We start from the raw sequence: 16,673 nt of genomic DNA on the forward strand, positions 1-16,673 counted from the left end.
CTTCGGCGGCAGGCGCTAAACCGCCGCCCATAAGAACAAGCCTTCTGGTTCAGGGAAACGCCTATCATGCGTGACATCAATCACTTCATCGGCGGCGCGGCGTTCGTCGGCGCCTCGGGTCGGTTCTCGGATGTGTTCAATCCGAACACCGGAGAGGTTCAGGCCCGTGTCCAGCTGGCGACCCCCGGCGAGGTCGATCGCGCCGTTCAGGCCGCCCAGGACGCCTTTGAGGGCTGGTCCTCGACCAATCCCCAGCGCCGCGCGCGGGTGATGTTCGAGTTCAAGCGTCTGGTCGAGTCCAACATGGACGAACTGGCCGAGCTGCTCAGCTCGGAGCACGGCAAGGTCATCGCGGACTCCAGGGGCGACATCCAGCGCGGGCTTGAGGTGATCGAGTTCGCCTGCGGCATCCCCCACGTCCTGAAGGGGGAATACACCCACGGCGCCGGCCCCGGCATCGACGTCTATTCCATGCGCCAGCCGCTGGGCGTGGTCTCGGGCATCACCCCGTTCAACTTCCCCGGCATGATCCCGATGTGGATGTTCGGCGTGGCCATCGCCGTCGGCAACACCTTCGTCCTGAAGCCGTCCGAGCGGGATCCGTCCCTGCCGATCCGTCTGGCCGAGCTGATGATGGCGGCGGGCGCCCCCGCCGGCGTTCTGAACGTCGTGCACGGCGACAAGACCGCCGTCGACGCCATCCTGACCCATCCGCAGGTTCACGCCGTCAGCTTCGTCGGCTCGTCCGACATCGCCCACTATGTCTATCAGCTGGGCGCGGCTCACGGGAAACGCGTCCAGGCCATGGGCGGCGCCAAGAACCACGGCATCGTCCTGCCCGACGCCGACATGGATCAGGTCATCAAGGATCTGGCCGGGGCGGCCTTCGGGTCCGCCGGCGAGCGTTGCATGGCCCTGCCGGTGGTCGTGCCGGTCGGCCAGAAGACCGCGGACGAGCTGCGCGAGCGGATGGTCGCCGAGATCGACACCCTGCGGGTCGGTGTCTCGACCGATGCGGGCGCCCACTACGGTCCCGTCGTCACGGCCGCCCACAAGGCGCGGGTCGAAGGCTGGATCGATCAGGGGGTCAAGGACGGCGCCGAGCTGGTCGTCGACGGCCGCGGCTTCACGCTGCAGGGCCACGAGAACGGCTTCTACGTCGGACCGTCCCTGTTCGACCACGTGACGCCGGAGATGGAGTCCTACAAGGAGGAGATCTTCGGTCCTGTGCTGCAGATCGTCCGCGCGGCCAGCTTCGAGGAAGCCCTGTCGCTGCCGTCGAAGCACCAGTACGGAAACGGCGTCGCCATCTTCACCCAGAACGGCCGCGCGGCCCGCGACTTCGCCGCCCGCGTCAACGTCGGCATGGTCGGGATCAACGTCCCGATCCCGGTGCCGGTCGCCTACCACACCTTCGGCGGGTGGAAGCGCTCGGCCTTCGGCGACACCAACCAGCATGGCGTGGAAGGCGTGAAGTTCTGGACCAAGGTCAAGACCATCACCGCCCGCTGGCCCGACAGCGCGCTGGAGCATGCCGACAGTTCGTTCGTCATTCCCACGATGGGCTAATTTGTGTCTTTGTGGCAACAGTCGCCCCCGAGATCAACTTTCTGACAGGACGCTTTGCAACCCTTCGCCAGCTTTGCCTTTAACCCCCGCACGTGGGGCGTCCTTCCCGCGATTTGGGAGAGATTATGAAAAAGCAACTCTTGGCAGGAACCGCGCTTCTGGCCCTGTTCGGCGCCACCCCGGCGCTGGCTGATCCGGATGGCGTCTATGTCGCCGGCGACATCGGTTACCACTGGCCGCAAAGCAACGACTGGGACGCTTGCGTCGGCGCCGTCTGCGCTCCGGTCGAGGTCAAGGCCGGTGATGACTGGGCCGGCTTCGCCCGTCTCGGCTACCGCCTGAACGCTAACTGGCGCATTGAGGCCGAGGCTGGCTATCGCGAGAGCAATGAGCTCGAGCTCGACGGCCTCGTCGTCGAAGACGTCGACGCCAGCGCCAGCACGCTGATGGCGAACGTCCTGTACGACTTTGGCAACCGCGATGCCTCGTTCCGTCCGTTCGTCGGCGCGGGCGTCGGTGGCGCCAAGGTCGAGGTCGAAGACGTTGATGACACCGCCTTCGGCTGGCAACTGCTGGCCGGCGCCGCCTGGCGCCTGAGCGAGCGCGCCAGCCTGGACCTGACGTACCGCTATCTGAACGTCGCGGATCTGGAAATGGGCGACGACATCGACAGCCTGTCGGGCGATTTCGAGGATCACTCGGTCAGCCTGGGCCTGCGCTACTCCTTCGGCGCCGTGGCGGCTCCGCCGCCCCCGCCGGTGATGGCACCTCCGCCCCCGCCGCCCCCGCCGCCGCCGCCGCCGCCTCCGCCCGCGCCGGTGCGTCAGACGCCGGTCGCCCGTGAGTTCGTGGTCTACTTCGACTGGGATCGCTCGGAACTGACGGCTGAAGCGCAGTCGGTGGTCACGCAAGCCGCCAACTACGCCCGGTCGGGCACCCCGACCCGCGTCCTGATCGTCGGCCACGCCGATACCTCGGGCTCGGCGGCGTACAACGTCGGCCTGTCCAACCGCCGTGCGCGCACCGTGGCTGACGCCCTGGTCGCTCAAGGCGTCAGCGGCGGCGTGATCTCGCTCGACGCCAAGGGTGAAACCGCCCTGGCCCGTCCGACCGCCGACGGCGTTCGCGAGCCGCTGAACCGTCGCGCCACCATCGGCATCAACTTCTAAGTCGAAGTCGACCGGTAAAAACCGGGGTGGAGCCGGCTCTTTCGAGGGCCGGCTCCATCCTCGCCAAGGCAGGGCCGCCGCTCTCGAAAGAGGTCGGCGGCCTTGTTGTTATTGAGCCCCTCCCCTGAAGGGCGTGCAGACAAGCCAAACCGTAAGCGATTTGCTATGGCTGCCTCAGAGATTGGCTTGGAGCGCTTCCCCGCATGCGTCGCTTTTTCGTCTGGTCCGCCCTCGCCGCCGTGATCGGCCTCGCCCTCGCGGGCGGAGGCTACTGGGCCTACTGGAATTTCTACGCGCGCTTCCAGCCGGTCGTGGTCAGCCGCAATCAGGGGGAAATCCAGCGTCTGCTGGACGAGAGCTCGTGGATTTCAGCGGGCGGCGGCGGGCCGGCCCTGTATCTGATCGGCTACCGCGACAGCGCCGCCATGCAGCGGTTCGAACGCGAGGAGGCGCCCAAGCTGCGCGCCGCCGGGGTCGAGACCCGGATCATCATTTTCGCCCGCCCCGACCGCGAGGGGCTTCAGCAATCCACGGCGGCGGAACGCGCCACGGTGGCCGAGCTGTGGCTGACCCGCGACTGGGTGCTGTACCAGCGCTGGACCGCGACCCCGGTGAACAACTGGACGGCGGCCGGCATTCCGGCGTCGGACGGCAATCTGGCGCGAGGCGCGGTGGTCGATGCGGGCCGGGACTTCGTCGGCCAGCTGAGCCGCAACCTGAGCGAGGCGGGCCTGCAGACGCGCTATCCGCTGGTCATCTGGCGGGACCGCGACGGCTTCATGAAGGCCTGCGCCTGTTCGGATGCCCGCTCCTGGGTCTTCATCCGCGATGATCTGGACGCCCCGGATCGGGTCGCGCCGGATGTGCCGGCGGTGGACGCCAATGGTCAGGCGCCCATGCCCTATCCTGACGGCGGCCCTGCGCCCCGGACCCTGCCGTATCCGACCCTGCCGCAGGTGGTTCCGGTGCCCGGCCAGACCCCGACGCCGGTCCAGCCGGGGCAGCCCGCCCAGCCGGGTCAGGCCACGCCCGCGCCCGCCCGTCCGGCCCAGCCCGCAGCCCCGCGCAAGGCGCCCGAGCCGCGGCAGCAGGAAGACACCACCTTCTACTAGGCCGCGGTCACAGCGCGCGGCGGCAGGTCTCGATCAGCCGGGCCACGTCGGCATCGTCCTGATAGAGGCCAAAGCCGAAGCGGATGACGTCGTCGCGCACATCGGTGATCACGCCTGCGTCCAGCAGCCGCTTGCGCCACGTCTGGGCGTCCGCGTGGCGGAAGGCCAGGAAGCGGGCGCGCGCGCCGTCGCCGTCGACGGGGTTCAACAGTTCCGCCCTGTCCAGCCGCCCCGCCTCGCCGGCCTGCACGGCGCCCTGGAAGGTCTGCATCAGGCCGCGCGCGTGGGCGGCTATGGCCGCCGTCGTCAGTCCGGCCTCGTCCAGCATCCGGCGCACGCCGTTGAAGCGGTAGAAGGGCGTGGCTTCCAGCGTGGCGCCCCAGAACCGGCCCGCGTCGGCGCGATACTGCACCCCCTCGGGCGGTCCGGTCAGATTGCCGAACTCCGCGAACCAGCCGGTGATCACCGGGCGGGGGCAGAAGCCGTCGGGGGCATGCAGGAAGCCCAGGCCTTCGCCGGACATGGCGTATTTGTACCCGCCCGAGACATAGAAGATGCGGTCCGCCACGGCGGACAGGTCGGTCGGGGTCGCCATGAAGCCGTGATAGCCGTCGACCACTACCCACGGCCCCTCGGGCCGCGCCAGCGCCGCCAGCGCCTCGATGCCGCCGAACACCTGACCGGTGCGGAAGAAGACCTGGCTGATGACGATCAGGTCGAACGCGCCGGCCTGCGCGGCGTCCAGGAAGCGGCTTTCAAAGGTGTCGACCGGATGCAGCGGGATGCGGGTGATCACCGCCTCGCCCGCCTCTTCCCAGCGCTCGCCCTGACGCCGGAACGAGTGAAACTCGCCGTCCGTGGACAGGATGCGGACCGGCTTCGTCTCGACCCCGGAGGCGATGCGCAGCAGGAAGTCGTGGGTGTTGGTGGCGAAGACGACGCTGTCCGGCGAGGGCAGGTTCAGCTCTTTCGCAACGTGCGCCTGCGCCTCGGGGATGACCTCGCCGAAAATCAGATCCCATTTCCGGTCCGCGAACTGATTGGCCTCGACCCAGGCCCGCACCTGACCGTCGAAACTGGCGTCGGGCCACAGGTGGTGGCTGTGGGCGGCGAAATGCAGTCGCTCGGGATCAAGGGACAGGGCGCGGGAGAACAGGGACTTGTGGCTCATGCCTGATCTTAGCCGGTTCGCACCGTGGCCCAAAAGAAAAGAGGCGGGCCATTGCTGACCCGCCTCCAAATCAGAACAATCGTCTTGCGCTCAAGTCGCGAGGCTCCGCGAGCCGAGCGATAGCGCCCGGCGCGCCAGCGCCCTTAAACGAGGCTTCCGTGGCAATGCTTGAACTTGCGGCCGGAACCGCAGGGACAGTCGGCATTGCGCGCGGTGCGCTCCCAGCCGACCGGCAGCACGTCCACCGGCAGCCGTGACCGGGCGTCGCCTTCCAGAATGCCTTCCGGCAGCTGGGCCAGCGGGTTGGCCATCTCGTTCTCGCCGGTGCCGGGGTTCAGGTGGATTTCCTGGAACTCGGGCATCTCCATCGCCGGGGGCGCGTCGAAGCGGAACTCCACCGTCATCAGCCAGCGGGTGACGTTGTGGCGCAGCTCGTACAGCAGCGTCTCGAACAGGTTGAAGGCCTCGGTCTTGTACTCGTTCAGCGGATCGCGCTGGCCATAGCCGCGCAGTCCGATGACGCCGCGCAGGTGGTCCAGCTGGACCAGATGCTCGCGCCACTGCATGTCGATCATCTGCAGCATGAACTGACGTTCGAGACTGCGGATCTGGTCGGCGCCGACCAGCGCCAGACGCTCGGCGGCGCGGGCATCCGAGGCGGCGACGATACGCTCCTCGATCTCCTCGTTGGAGACGCCTTCCTCGGCCGCCCATTCCGCCAGCGGCAGCTCGAGACCGAGGGTGGAGCGGACCTTTTCGTCCAGACCCGGGATGTCCCACTGCTCGGCATAGGCCTTGGGCGGCATATGCTTTTCGACCAGGTCGTTGATCACGTCCGAGCGGAATTCGCCGACCAGTTCGGACAGGTCGGTGGAGTCCATGAACTCCTGGCGCTGCTCGAACACCGCCTTGCGCTGGTCGTTCACGACGTCGTCGTACTTCAGCAGGTTCTTGCGGATGTCGTAGTTGCGGGTCTCGACGCGCTTCTGGGCCTGTTCGACGGCCTTGTTCAGCCACGGGTGGCTGATGGCCTCGCCCTCGGCGACGCCGAACGATTTCATGATCGAGTCCAGACGGTCGCCGGCGAAGATGCGCAGCAGGTCGTCTTCGCACGACAGGAAGAATTTCGAGGTGCCGGGGTCGCCCTGACGACCGGTCCGGCCGCGCAGCTGGTTGTCGATGCGTCGGCTTTCGTGACGCTCGGTGCCGAGGACGAACAGGCCGCCGGCGGCCATCGAAATCTGCTTCTGGGCGCTGATGTCGGCTTTCAGGCGGGCTTCTTCGGCCGCCTCCATCTCCGGGGTGACCTCCTGCGCCATGTTGCGCAGCTCCAGCCGCCATCTCTGCATCCGCATCTCGAGGTTGCCCCCCAGCTGGATGTCGGTGCCGCGGCCGGCCATGTTGGTGGCGATGGTGACCGCGCCGGGCAGGCCCGCGTCGGCGACGATATAGGCTTCCTGCTCGTGCTGGCGCGCGTTCAGGACGCTGTGCGGGATGCCGCGCAGCTTGATCTCGTACTCAATGTCGAAGGCGGCGTCGCCGAGCTTCTCGGCCTCCTTCTCCCGGCCCGCGAATTCCTTCTTGGGCGTCCGGCCGGTCTCGACCTTGTGCACATAGGTCTTCAGCAGTTCGGACAGGGTTTCCGACTTCTCGATCGACACCGTGCCGACCAGCACGGGCTGCCCCGCCAGATGGCGCTCGGCGATCTGGGCGGCGATGGCGAGGTTCTTCTCGCGCTCGGTGCGGTAGATTTCGTCGTCATAGTCGATGCGCTGGACCGGGCGGTGCGTCGGCACCTCCAGGACATCCATCTTGTAGATGTCCATGAACTCCTGGGCCTCGGTCGCGGCCGTGCCGGTCATGCCCGACAGCTTCTCGTAGAGGCGGAAATAGTTCTGGATGGTCACCGAGGCCAGGGTCTGGTTCTCGGGCTGGATCTTGACGCCTTCCTTGGCCTCGATGGCCTGGTGGAGGCCTTCGGACAGGCGACGGCCCTGCATCATGCGGCCGGTGAACTCATCGATCAGCATGACCTCGCCGGCCTTGATGATGTAGTCCTTGTCCTTTTGATACAGGGTGTTGGCGCGCAGGGCCTGGTTGATGTGGTGCACCAGGGTGATGTTGGCCGCGTCGTACAGGCCGGTGGTGTCCTCGGCGAACAGGCCGCGCTCTTCCATCAGCTGCTCGATCAGTTCCGAGCCTTCCTCGGTCAGCAGGGTCTGCTTCTGCTTTTCGTCCAGATCGTAGGTCGACTTGTCCTGGATCAGGTCCTTGATGATCGCGTCGACCGTCACATACAGGTCCGAGCGGTCCTCGGTCGGGCCCGAGATGATCAGCGGCGTCCGGGCTTCATCGATCAGGATGGAGTCGACCTCATCGACGATGGCGAAGTGATGCGGACGCTGCACCATCTCGTTGCGGTCGTAGACGAGGTTGTCGCGCAGGTAGTCGAAGCCGAACTCGTTGTTGGTGCCGTAGGTGATGTCGGCCGCGTAGGCGTCCTTGCGCTGGGCCTGCGACAGGCCGTTGACGATGACGCCGACTTCCAGACCCAGGAACCGATAGACGCGACCCATCCATTCGGCGTCGCGGCGGGCCAGATAGTCGTTCACGGTTATGACGTGCACGCCCTTGCCCGAAAGGGCGTTCAGATAGGCGGGCGCGATAGCGACCAGGGTCTTGCCCTCGCCGGTGCGCATTTCGGCGATGCCGCCGTCGTTCAGGATCATGCCGCCGGTCAGCTGCACGTCGTACTGACGCTGGCCCAGGACCCGTTTGGAGGCTTCGCGGGCGACCGCGAAGGCGTCGTTCAGGATCTTGTCGGTGCTCTCGCCCCCGGCCAGACGGTCGCGGAAGGCGTCGGTCATCATCCGGAGTTCGTCGTCGGACAGCGCGGCGTATTTCGCCTCAAGCGCGGTGATCTTCTGAACACGACCCATGAAATCCTTGACCTTGCGGTCGTTGGAAGAGCCGAAAATCTTCTTGGCAAAGCCGAGCATGGAGCATCCGAAGGCGGGCGAGCGACACTGGCTCTGGTACGAGGTCCCGAAGGGGCGGCGGCGAGCGCTGCGAGGGGTTTCGGCGACGACGGCCCGGCGCGCCTGTGACAGGCGCGCGCGAGGGCCGCGCGAACGATCGAAAATCCCTCGACTTGGGCGCAGGCGGGACTTAAGCACCGCCCCTATCCCTGTCAACGCGAGGGCCTTTCGCCGCCCGCAGACGGAGCGCGCCTGCATGAGGCCTTCCAGCGTCCTTTTTCCCCTGTTGATGGCGTTCGCCCTGACGGTGGCCGCCTGTGGTCGCGGAGGGGGTTCCGACCGTCCGCCCGAGCCGGGCGACCGGGCCGTGGCGAAGATCCAGGACGAGACCATCTGGGCCTCTGACGTCAAACGCGAGGCCGTGGCCCAGGGCCTGGTGGGCGAGGGCGAGCCGCTGGATGTGTCGTCCGGCCTGTTCCGGCGGGTGCTGGATGAGGTCATCGACCAGAAGCTGCTGGCCCGCGAGGCGGAGCGCCGGGGTCTGGACAATTCGCCGCTGGCCCAACGTCGGCTGGCGGCGACCCGGGAGCGCATCCTCGGCGACATCCTTGTCGAGACCGAGGTGAACGGCACGATCAATGACCGCTCGGTGGAGGACCTGTACCGCGAACAGGTGCGGCTGGCCGAAACCTCGGACGAAATCCGCACCCGGCTGATCCTCTCGCGCACCCGGGCCGAGGCGGACGCCGTCATGGGCATTCTCGGCCAGGGCGCGACCTTCGAGGCTGTGGCCATGGAGCGGTCCGTCGACGAGGCGACCCGGTTCTCGGGCGGCGATCTCGGCTATTCGACCCTGGATGTGATGCCGGAAGCCTACCGCAACGCGATGCGGGACCGCCCCGCGGGCTCGACGGTGGGCCCCTTGCAGACGGAAGGGGGCTGGGCCGTCCTGCGGATCGAGGATCGCCGCCGCGAAACCCCGCCGACCCTCGATCAGGCCCGCCCCCAGATCGTGCGCTATCTGACCTATGAGGGGGTGCGCGAGCTGCTGGCCCGGTTGCGCGGCAAGGCGACGGTTGAGGTTCTGCTCAACGGTGGGGAAGCTCGGTCTCCCGAGCCGGCCTCCGCCCCGCCGGCTCAGCAACCGGCGCCGTCAGCGTCCGCCCCCTCCGTTCCCGCCCCCGTTCCGACCAAGGCCTCATGAGCAAGACTCCCAGCACGCCCAACCGGGGCTCGACCGGCCAGAAGATCGAACAGGCGCTGGAAAAGGCGCTGGAGCCGATGACCACGGCCATCAAGCGGGCCACGACGCCGTCGAAGCCGGTCACGCCGACGCCCGCCGCCGCGCCGGGCAAGCCGGGGCTGGAAATCTCTCCGCTGGCCGTGCCCTTCCCGACCATTCCGCCGATCGGCGGGGTCGAGATCGCGACGGCCCGCGCGGGCTTCTACAAGCATGAGCGCGACGATCTGGTGGTGTTCAGTTTCGCGCGCGGAACGACCTGCGCCGGGGTGTTCACCCGGCACAAGGTGGGCTCGGCCCCCGTCGACTGGTGCAAGCGCCATCTGGGCGCGGAGGACGGCGGTCAGGACGTACGGGCGCTGGTGGTCAACGCCGGCTGCGCCAACGCCTTTACGGGCAAGGCCGGGGCGGACGCGGCGCGCCGCACGGCGTCGGAAGTCGCCAAACGCTTCGCCTGTCGCCAGCGCGATGTCATGCTGGCCTCCACGGGGGTCATCGGCGTGGTGCTGGACGACCGCAAGATCGCGGCCCGCCTGCCCGAGATCGAGGCCGGCCTGGACGCGGACAACTGGGCTCGCGCCGGTCAGGCCATCATGACCACGGACACCTTCCCCAAGGGCTCGTACGCCGAGTGCGAGATTGAGGGACATAAGGTCCGCATCGCCGGCATCGCCAAGGGCTCGGGCATGATCGCGCCGGACATGGCGACCATGCTGGCCTTCATCGTCACGGACGCCGCCATCTCACCCGCCGTGCTGCAGGCGCTGCTGGGCCTGCACGTCCGCACCACCTTCAACAGCGTGACGGTGGACGGCGACACCTCGACCAATGACACCGCCCTGCTGTTCGCCACCGGAACCTCGGGCGCGCCGCGCATCGGCCGGGTCGGCGATCGTCGCCTGAAGGATTTCAGCCGCGCGCTGGATCAGGTGATGCTGGATCTCGCGCACCAGCTGGTCCGCGACGGCGAGGGTGCGACGAAATTCGTCAAGATCACCGTCGACGGCGCCGCCAGCCCCGCCTCGGCCCGCAAGCTGGCCAAATCCATCGCCGACAGCCCGCTGGTCAAGACCGCCCTGGCCGGTGAGGACGCCAACTGGGGTCGGGTCGTCATGGCGGTCGGCAAGACCGAGGAGCCGGTGGATCGCGACCGTCTGGCCATCCGTTTCGGCCCCCACGTCGCCGCCATCGACGGCGCCCCGTCGCCCAACTACGACGAGGCGAAGATGAGCGCCTATATGAAGAACCCGGAGATCGACATCACCGTCGATGTCGGTTCGGGCCGCGCCTCGGCGACCGTGTGGACCTGTGACCTGACCAAACGCTACATCGAGATCAACGGTGATTACCGCTCATGACCGAGGGGGTGAAGACCGTCCTCGTCGTCGCCGTCGCCCTGATCGACACTGACGGGCGGGTGCTGATCGCGCAGCGGCCCGAGGGCAAGCAACTGGCGGGACTGTGGGAGTTTCCCGGCGGCAAGGTCGAGCCGGGGGAGCGCCCCGAGGCGGCGTTGATCCGCGAGCTGAAGGAGGAACTGGGCATCGACGTGAACGAGGCCTGCCTGGCCCCGTTCGTGTTTACCAGTCACGCTTACGAGTCGTTTCACCTCTTGATGCCACTCTATCTGTGCCGACGATGGTCGGGGGTGGTGACGGCGCTGGAGCATTCGGCGCTGAAATGGGTGCGCCCGGCGCAACTGTCCGACTATCCCATGCCGCCGGCGGACGAACCCCTGATCGCGTGGTTGCGCGACCTGCTCTAGCCGTCCGGAAAGGGAGGCGCCGATGAAACGCTTCCTGAACCGCTTCCGGCGCGACGAACGCGGTGCGACCGCGATCGAGTACGGGCTGATCATCGCCCTGATCTTTCTGGTCATCCTGTCGGCCCTCACGGCCTTCGGCGGGACCTCCAGCGGAATATTCAACAGCGCCATGAACGCTGTCCGCGCCGCGATGGGCGGCTGACGGCCGTTCTTCTTGGCCCAAGGCTGTTCGCGCTGCTTGAGGCCGGCCTACTCCTCGCCCGTCTGCTCCTTCACCCCCAGCGCATCCGCCAGCCGCATCTTGGCCGAGCCGCGGGGCAGGGGTTTCTGCTGGCTTTCGTGGGGCGCCCAGCCGGCCAGATGGACGATCTCGAAGGTTGCGGGGATGCGCCCGTCCGGTTCGCCGAACCGTTCCGAGTAAAGCTCGGCCGTACGGGCGACGATGCCGCGCGTCAGGGGGCGGCCGTCCCCGGCCAGCACATTGGTCTCGCCCATGGCCCTCAGATCGCGGATCAGGGCGAACACGTCCGGATAGCGCACCGTCAGCCGGTCCACGTCCGCCACCGGCAGGGCGAAGCCCGCCCGCTGCAGCAGGGCCGCGCCGTCGAAGCCGTCCGCGAAGGGCGACACCCGCGCCTGCGCGCCGCCGCGCTGTTCCAGCTCCGCCTCCGTCAGCACCGCGCGGAGCTCCTTCAGCGTCCCGGCGCCCAGAAGTGTGCCGACGAACAGGCCATCGGGCTTCAGCGCGCGCCGGATCTGGGTCAGCGCGCCCGGGAGATCGTTGGCCCAGTGCAGGCTCATCAGGCTGACGATCAGATCCTGGGACTGATCCGCCAGCTCCAGGGGCGCGGCCCCCGGCCCGGCGCGCGACGCCCGATCGCCCACGATCCTGACCGGCCCGACGCGCGCCGCGGCGAAACTGTCGGTCAGGGCGGCGGCGAAGGATCCGGGATGCGCCGACAGGTCGGCGACCGCCGGCCAGTCGCGCAGCAGGGCGTCCAGACTGTCGACGGCGTTCTGCGCCGCGCGCGCATGAAGGAAATCGGCGCCGGAAAACAACTTTTCGCTGCGCTCAAGCCTTGCCGTTCGGCGCTGGCTGTCGAAGATGACGGGGGGACCGGAGGAGGGGCTCATGAGCGTTCAGGATGGGGTCTGGCGCGCGCGATGGGAAGTCGCGACCGGCTTCGGACGTCGGATCGGGCTCAAACTGGGCCGCGGCGTGATCGATCTGCTGCTGCCCCCTCTGGCCCATGACAGCCCGGAAGCGACCGCCTCCGCGGGCCTGACGGCGGATGCCTGGAACCGGGTGATCTTTCTGGAGGACCCGGTCTGTGACGGCTGCGGCGTGGCGTTCGAGATGGACGGCGGAGCCTTCGCGGCCGAACGGTGCCCCGCCTGTCTGGCCCAGCCCTATGCCTTCGCGCGCGCCCGGGCGGCCTGTATCTACGACGAGGCGTCGCGGGGTTTGGTCCTGAAATTCAAGCACGGCGACCATCAGCCGTTCGCGCCGCTGTTCGCCCGCTGGCTCAGCCGCGCCGCCGCCCCCCTGCTGGCCGAGGCCGATGTGATCGTCCCGGTCCCCCTGCACCGCTGGCGACTGCTGTCCCGGCGTTTCAACCAGGCCGCCGAGATCGCCCGGCCCCTGGCCCGTGACGCGGGGCTGGACTACGTCCCCGACGCCCTCGTCCGCCAGACCCATACGACCAGCCAGGGCGGCAAGTCGGCGCGCGGGCGGCGTCTGAATGTGAAGAAGGCTTTCGCGCTGACGCCTGCGGGCGCGCGTCGGATCAGGGGACGCCGCATCCTTCTGATCGACGACGTGTTGACCACGGGCGCAACGGCCGAGGCCTGCGCCCGGGCGCTTCTGCAGGCCGGGGCGCGGGCCGTCGATCTTGCCGTGATCGCACGGGTGCGAACCGTGCGCGAACTGACTATGTAGGAACCGAAGCGCCCCTCCGTCCGCCGCGCGGCGGCGACGGGGCCTCAGTATCAGGAGATCAGAATTGGCCGAAGTCGTCATCTACACCAAGCCCGGCTGCCCTTACTGCATCGCGGCCAAGGGGCTGCTGGACAAGAAGGGCGCCGCCTTCACCGAGATCGTCGCCTCGAATGATCCGGAGAAGAAGCAGGAGATGATCCAGCGCTCGAACGGTCGCATGACCTTCCCGCAGATCTTCATCGACGGAAAGCATGTCGGCGGGTCCGACGACCTGCACGCGCTTGACCGCAAGGGCGAGCTGGACCCCTTGCTCGCGGCATGACCCCCCTTCCCGTCGCCCTCATCCAGACCCGCACGCCGGCCTCGCCGGCGGCGGCCTTCGCCCATGTCGAGCCTCTGGTCCGTCAGGCGGCGGCGGGCGGCGCCAGGATGATCTTGACCCCCGAGGCCACCAACTTCCTGATCCGCGACAAGGACGCCCGCGAGGCGGCCCTGACCACGGACGACCGGGACGAGGTGGTGCTGAAGCTGCGCGATCTGGCGAAGGAACTGGGCGTCTGGCTGCTGATCGGTTCGGCGATCGTTCGCTCCGGACACGCGGGTGACGACCGGGCCGCCAACCGCTCGCTGCTGATCGACGACACCGGCGCGGTCAACGCGACCTACGACAAGATGCATGTGTACGACGTCGACCTGCCGACCGGCGAACGCTGGCGCGAGAGCGCCTCCGTGCGGCCGGGCGAACAGGCGGTGGTGGCGAAGACGCCGTGGGGCGGGCTGGGCCTGACCATCTGCTACGACATCCGCTTCCCGCAACTGCATCGCGCGCTGGCCAAGGCCGGAGCCTCGATGATCGCCGTCCCCGCCGCCTTCACCGTTCCGACGGGGGAGGCGCATTGGGAGGTGCTGCTGCGCGCCCGCGCCATCGAGACCGGGGCCTGGATCCTGGCGCCCGCGCAGGCGGGGGACCATGAGGACGGCCGCCAGACCTGGGGGCGCTCCACCGTTATCGCGCCGTGGGGCGAGGTGGTCGCCAAACTCGACAACGACGCCCCCGGCGTCCTGTTCGCTACACTGGATTTCGATGCGGTCGAGACGGCGCGCAATGCGGTGCCGCAACTCACCCATGACCGCGATTTCGCGCTCCCCCGATGATCCGCTACGCCCTCAGCTGTGACCGCGGCCATGGGTTCGAGGCCTGGTTCGGCGGCTCGGCCGACTATGACGACCAGGCCGCGCGAGGGCTGGTCGAGTGTCCGCTCTGCGGCTCGAACGGCGTGTCCAAGCAGATCATGGCGCCGTCCGTGGCGGGCACGAAGGCGTCCGCCCTCCCGTCCGACGCCGCCGCGAAGATGCGCACCATGATGATGGAGGCCGCCCGCGAGGTGCGATCCCATGTCGAACGGAATTTCGACTATGTCGGCGACGCCTTCGCTCGCGAGGCCCGGGACATCCATGAGGGCCGGTCCGAGAAGCGCGAGATCTACGGCGAGGCCACGCCCGCCGATGTAAGGAAGTTGAAGGACGACGGGGTGCCGGTCGCCCCGCTTCCGGCGCCGCCGCCGAACAAGTCCGAGGTCCATTGAAGCCATGGCGGGGGAGGGGGAGCGGTATCAGGAGTTCGAACCGCCGGCGGCGCTCAAGCCCTTCGTCCGGGTCATCTGGACCTACGCCGACCCCGACCCGGCGCCGGTGGTGCAGCGGATCGCGCCGGACGGCTGCCCCGAGCTGATCTTCGATCTGGGCGATCCCTATGAGGAGCAGGGCGAGGACGGAATCTGGCGGCTCCAGCCCCCGGCTCTTTTCGCCGGACAGATGACCCGGCCGCTGGCCCTGCGCCCCGTCGGGCCGACCGAGCTCGTCGCGATCCGGTTCGAGCCCGACGGGGCGCGGGACTGGCTGGGTTTCCCGCTGAGCCAGGCCACGGACCGAAGACTGGACATGACCGCGCGGCTGGCGGGGTTTTCCGCTCCGAAAGGCGATCCGGCCGGTCAGGTGGACGCCTTCCTGAGTTGGCTCAAGGCGCAGCGCGCCGCCGCCGACTGGCGCCTTGATCCCGTCGTGCGGGATGAGGTCGGGGGCGCGGCGCGGGACCCGCTCTCGCCCGCCGACCAACGCGCGCTTCAGCGTCGGTTCGCCGATCGGGTCGGGGTGTCGCCCCGGATGCTGCGATCCATCCTGCGCTTCCGCCGGGTGTTCGACCACGCGGCCCACCCCGGTCGACCCGAGGCGGAGGGCTGGCTCGGCGCGGGGCTGGAGGCGGGCTATTTCGATCAGCCCCAGATGGCGCGGGACTTCCGCCGTTTCCTCGGCTGCACGGCGACCGAATGGGCGCGGGAGCAACAGGCGATGGCGCGGGCCATCGCGTCGCAATCCTACAAGCCGGACGCCGCCCCGCCGGCCTAGCTTGCCCTCGAACCCGGAGGGAGACCCCAGATGCTGACCGTCCTGATCATGACTGCCGCGCTCGCTGCGCCGCAAGCCGACCTTCGGCCCGACCTCGGGTGGATGGCCGGCTACTGGCTGTCCTGCGAGGGCGGGCGTGAGGCGGCCGAGACCTGGAGCGTCCCTCGCCTGAACCTGATGGCGGGAACCTCGATCACCGTGCGCGACGGCCGCGTGGGCTGGGAGTTGTCGCGGATCGCCCCGACCGGCCCGGCCCCGGATGCGCCGCTCGGCTATTTCGCCATTCCGGAGGGACAGGCCCCGACGACCTTCCCGGTGATCGAGTCAGGTCCGGCCCGGGTCGTCTTCGAACAGGCGGCCCACGACTTCCCGAAGCGGGTCATCTATGAACGCGACGGCGATGTGCTGAACGCCCGGATCGAGGGCGAGATTGACGGGCAGGCGAGGACGATCCGGTGGCGTTTCCAGAAGGCCGAACTGAACGCGACCTGCCCGGCGGGCTGAACTGGCGGCCGATGACGGCGGCCGATCTGGACGCCGTCGCCGCCATCGCCGTGATCGGGTTTCCTGACCATTTCGAGGGCCGCGACCTGTTCGAGAACCGGCTGGCGCTCCACCCGTCCGGCTGTTTCGTGCTGGCCGACGGTCAGGGCGAAGCGAAGGGCTATATGGTCGCCTATCCCTGGCGGGCCGACGCCGCCCCGACGCTGAACACCCTGATCGAGGCGATCCCCGACGACGCCTCCGTCATCTATCTGCACGACATGGCCCTGCATCCGGACGCGCGCGGCGGCGGACATCCGGGCCGGGTGATCGCGCAGCTGGTCGAGGCGTCGCGCGCGGCGGGCTGGCCTGCTATCGCCCTGGTCGCCGTCAACGATGCGGCGCCCTTCTGGGCCCGGCACGGCTTCGTCGTGCGCCAGACGCCGGAGATGGCGGCCAAACTGGCCTCCTATGGCTCCGACGCCCGCTATATGGTGCGCGCCCTCTAGTCCCGGACGCGGGTCCAGCCCTTGTCCGACATGCACTGAACGAAGGCGGTGGAGCCCTCGTCGTTGCCCGCGGCATGGCGACAGTCGCGTTTGGCGCCGTCGAACGGCTGGGCGTTTTCTCCGGTCCAGCGGTAGTCGCTGTCGACACCGATGACGGTGACGCAGGCGGTGTTCAGCAGGGCGGCGGCGGTGACGGCGGACAGGACGAGAAGGCGTTTCATGGCGGTGTTCCCCAAGGCGAAAGTTGACGCTCAAGGGGTCGCACGCAGTTCCGCCCTGATCCCGTTACAAGCCCGCAAGGTGGGTGAATTCGCGGTAAGGCGGCCCACCGG

General features: G+C 68.5%; 18 protein-coding genes. 14 read left to right on the forward strand and 4 right to left on the reverse strand.

All coding sequences use genetic code 11. The features are described 5' to 3' along the window. Positions 1-66: 66 nt before the first annotated feature. The 3 genes from ACW174_RS07225 (at position 67) to ACW174_RS07235 (ending at position 3,850) form a co-directional block, all read left to right on the forward strand. Entirely contained in the window at positions 67-1,569 is a 1,503-nt protein-coding gene (locus ACW174_RS07225; protein ID WP_492016971.1) for a CoA-acylating methylmalonate-semialdehyde dehydrogenase, read from the forward strand. A gap of 125 nt (positions 1,570-1,694) precedes the next feature. Beyond that, positions 1,695-2,738, forward strand: a complete 1,044-nt coding sequence (locus ACW174_RS07230) for an OmpA family protein (protein WP_492016972.1) — start codon at positions 1,695-1,697, stop codon at positions 2,736-2,738. Positions 2,739-2,941: 203 nt separating this feature from the next. Beyond that, a complete protein-coding gene (locus ACW174_RS07235; protein ID WP_492016973.1) occupies positions 2,942-3,850 on the forward strand; it encodes a hypothetical protein in 909 nt (302 codons plus the stop codon). A gap of 7 nt (positions 3,851-3,857) precedes the next feature. Here ACW174_RS07235 and ACW174_RS07240 read toward each other — a convergent pair whose 3' ends face one another. Both ACW174_RS07240 and secA read right to left on the reverse strand, forming a co-directional pair. Next, the gene (locus ACW174_RS07240) at positions 3,858-5,021 is read right to left on the reverse strand and encodes an aminotransferase class V-fold PLP-dependent enzyme (protein WP_492016974.1); all 1,164 of its coding nucleotides are present in this window, start codon (positions 5,019-5,021) and stop codon (positions 3,858-3,860) included. A 143-nt stretch (positions 5,022-5,164) separates the two neighbouring features. Continuing rightward, positions 5,165-8,020 carry a preprotein translocase subunit SecA gene (gene secA, locus ACW174_RS07245; protein WP_492016975.1) on the reverse strand — a complete coding sequence of 952 codons (2,856 nt, stop codon included), beginning with the start codon at positions 8,018-8,020 and terminating at the stop codon, positions 5,165-5,167. A gap of 235 nt (positions 8,021-8,255) precedes the next feature. Between secA and ACW174_RS07250 the strand changes: the two genes are divergently transcribed. The 4 genes from ACW174_RS07250 to ACW174_RS07265 are packed head-to-tail and all read left to right on the forward strand — an operon-like array spanning position 8,256 to position 11,206. Then, positions 8,256-9,203, forward strand: coding sequence for a peptidylprolyl isomerase (locus ACW174_RS07250; RefSeq protein ID WP_492016976.1), 948 nt, complete (start codon positions 8,256-8,258; stop codon positions 9,201-9,203). Then, positions 9,200-10,597 (forward strand): bifunctional glutamate N-acetyltransferase/amino-acid acetyltransferase ArgJ, encoded by a 1,398-nt coding sequence (argJ, locus tag ACW174_RS07255; protein ID WP_492016977.1) that lies wholly within the window; start codon positions 9,200-9,202, stop codon positions 10,595-10,597. The genes ACW174_RS07250 and argJ overlap by 4 nt, the downstream gene beginning before the upstream one ends. Next, entirely contained in the window at positions 10,594-11,004 is a 411-nt protein-coding gene (locus ACW174_RS07260) for a (deoxy)nucleoside triphosphate pyrophosphohydrolase (protein ID WP_492016978.1), read from the forward strand. The genes argJ and ACW174_RS07260 overlap by 4 nt, the downstream gene beginning before the upstream one ends. 22 nt (positions 11,005-11,026) lie before the next feature. Then, positions 11,027-11,206 carry a Flp family type IVb pilin gene (locus ACW174_RS07265; protein WP_492016979.1) on the forward strand — a complete coding sequence of 60 codons (180 nt, stop codon included), beginning with the start codon at positions 11,027-11,029 and terminating at the stop codon, positions 11,204-11,206. A 47-nt stretch (positions 11,207-11,253) separates the two neighbouring features. On the opposite strand, the gene ACW174_RS07270 is transcribed toward ACW174_RS07265, so the two are convergent. Next, entirely contained in the window at positions 11,254-12,138 is an 885-nt protein-coding gene (locus tag ACW174_RS07270) for a methyltransferase domain-containing protein (RefSeq protein ID WP_492016980.1), read from the reverse strand. Between ACW174_RS07270 and ACW174_RS07275 the strand changes: the two genes are divergently transcribed. From ACW174_RS07275 to ACW174_RS07305, 7 genes are all read left to right on the forward strand, one after another. Further along, positions 12,137-12,943 (forward strand): ComFC family protein, encoded by an 807-nt coding sequence (locus tag ACW174_RS07275; RefSeq protein WP_492016981.1) that lies wholly within the window; start codon positions 12,137-12,139, stop codon positions 12,941-12,943. The two genes, ACW174_RS07270 and ACW174_RS07275, sit on opposite strands and share 2 nt — an antisense overlap. 64 nt (positions 12,944-13,007) lie before the next feature. Next, on the forward strand, positions 13,008-13,265 hold the full coding sequence (gene grxC / locus ACW174_RS07280) for a glutaredoxin 3 (protein WP_492016982.1): 258 nt from the start codon (positions 13,008-13,010) through the stop codon (positions 13,263-13,265). After that, positions 13,262-14,098 carry a carbon-nitrogen hydrolase family protein gene (locus ACW174_RS07285; protein WP_492016983.1) on the forward strand — a complete coding sequence of 279 codons (837 nt, stop codon included), beginning with the start codon at positions 13,262-13,264 and terminating at the stop codon, positions 14,096-14,098. Before grxC ends, ACW174_RS07285 begins: the two co-directional genes overlap by 4 nt. Continuing rightward, the gene (locus ACW174_RS07290) at positions 14,095-14,529 is read left to right on the forward strand and encodes a DUF1178 family protein (protein WP_492016984.1); all 435 of its coding nucleotides are present in this window, start codon (positions 14,095-14,097) and stop codon (positions 14,527-14,529) included. Before ACW174_RS07285 ends, ACW174_RS07290 begins: the two co-directional genes overlap by 4 nt. Before the next feature lie 4 nt (positions 14,530-14,533). After that, complete coding sequence (locus ACW174_RS07295) at positions 14,534-15,349, forward strand: AraC family transcriptional regulator (RefSeq protein WP_492016985.1); 816 nt, start codon at positions 14,534-14,536, stop codon at positions 15,347-15,349. A 30-nt stretch (positions 15,350-15,379) separates the two neighbouring features. Continuing rightward, complete coding sequence (locus ACW174_RS07300; protein WP_492016986.1) at positions 15,380-15,853, forward strand: DUF6265 family protein; 474 nt, start codon at positions 15,380-15,382, stop codon at positions 15,851-15,853. Further along, positions 15,805-16,341, forward strand: a complete 537-nt coding sequence (locus ACW174_RS07305) for a GNAT family N-acetyltransferase (RefSeq protein WP_492016987.1) — start codon at positions 15,805-15,807, stop codon at positions 16,339-16,341. Before ACW174_RS07300 ends, ACW174_RS07305 begins: the two co-directional genes overlap by 49 nt. On the opposite strand, the gene ACW174_RS07310 is transcribed toward ACW174_RS07305, so the two are convergent. Then, complete coding sequence (locus ACW174_RS07310) at positions 16,338-16,562, reverse strand: hypothetical protein (RefSeq protein WP_492016988.1); 225 nt, start codon at positions 16,560-16,562, stop codon at positions 16,338-16,340. The two genes, ACW174_RS07305 and ACW174_RS07310, sit on opposite strands and share 4 nt — an antisense overlap. Positions 16,563-16,673 lie beyond the last annotated feature (111 nt).

Source organism: Brevundimonas sp. AVps31 (assembly GCF_058681355.1).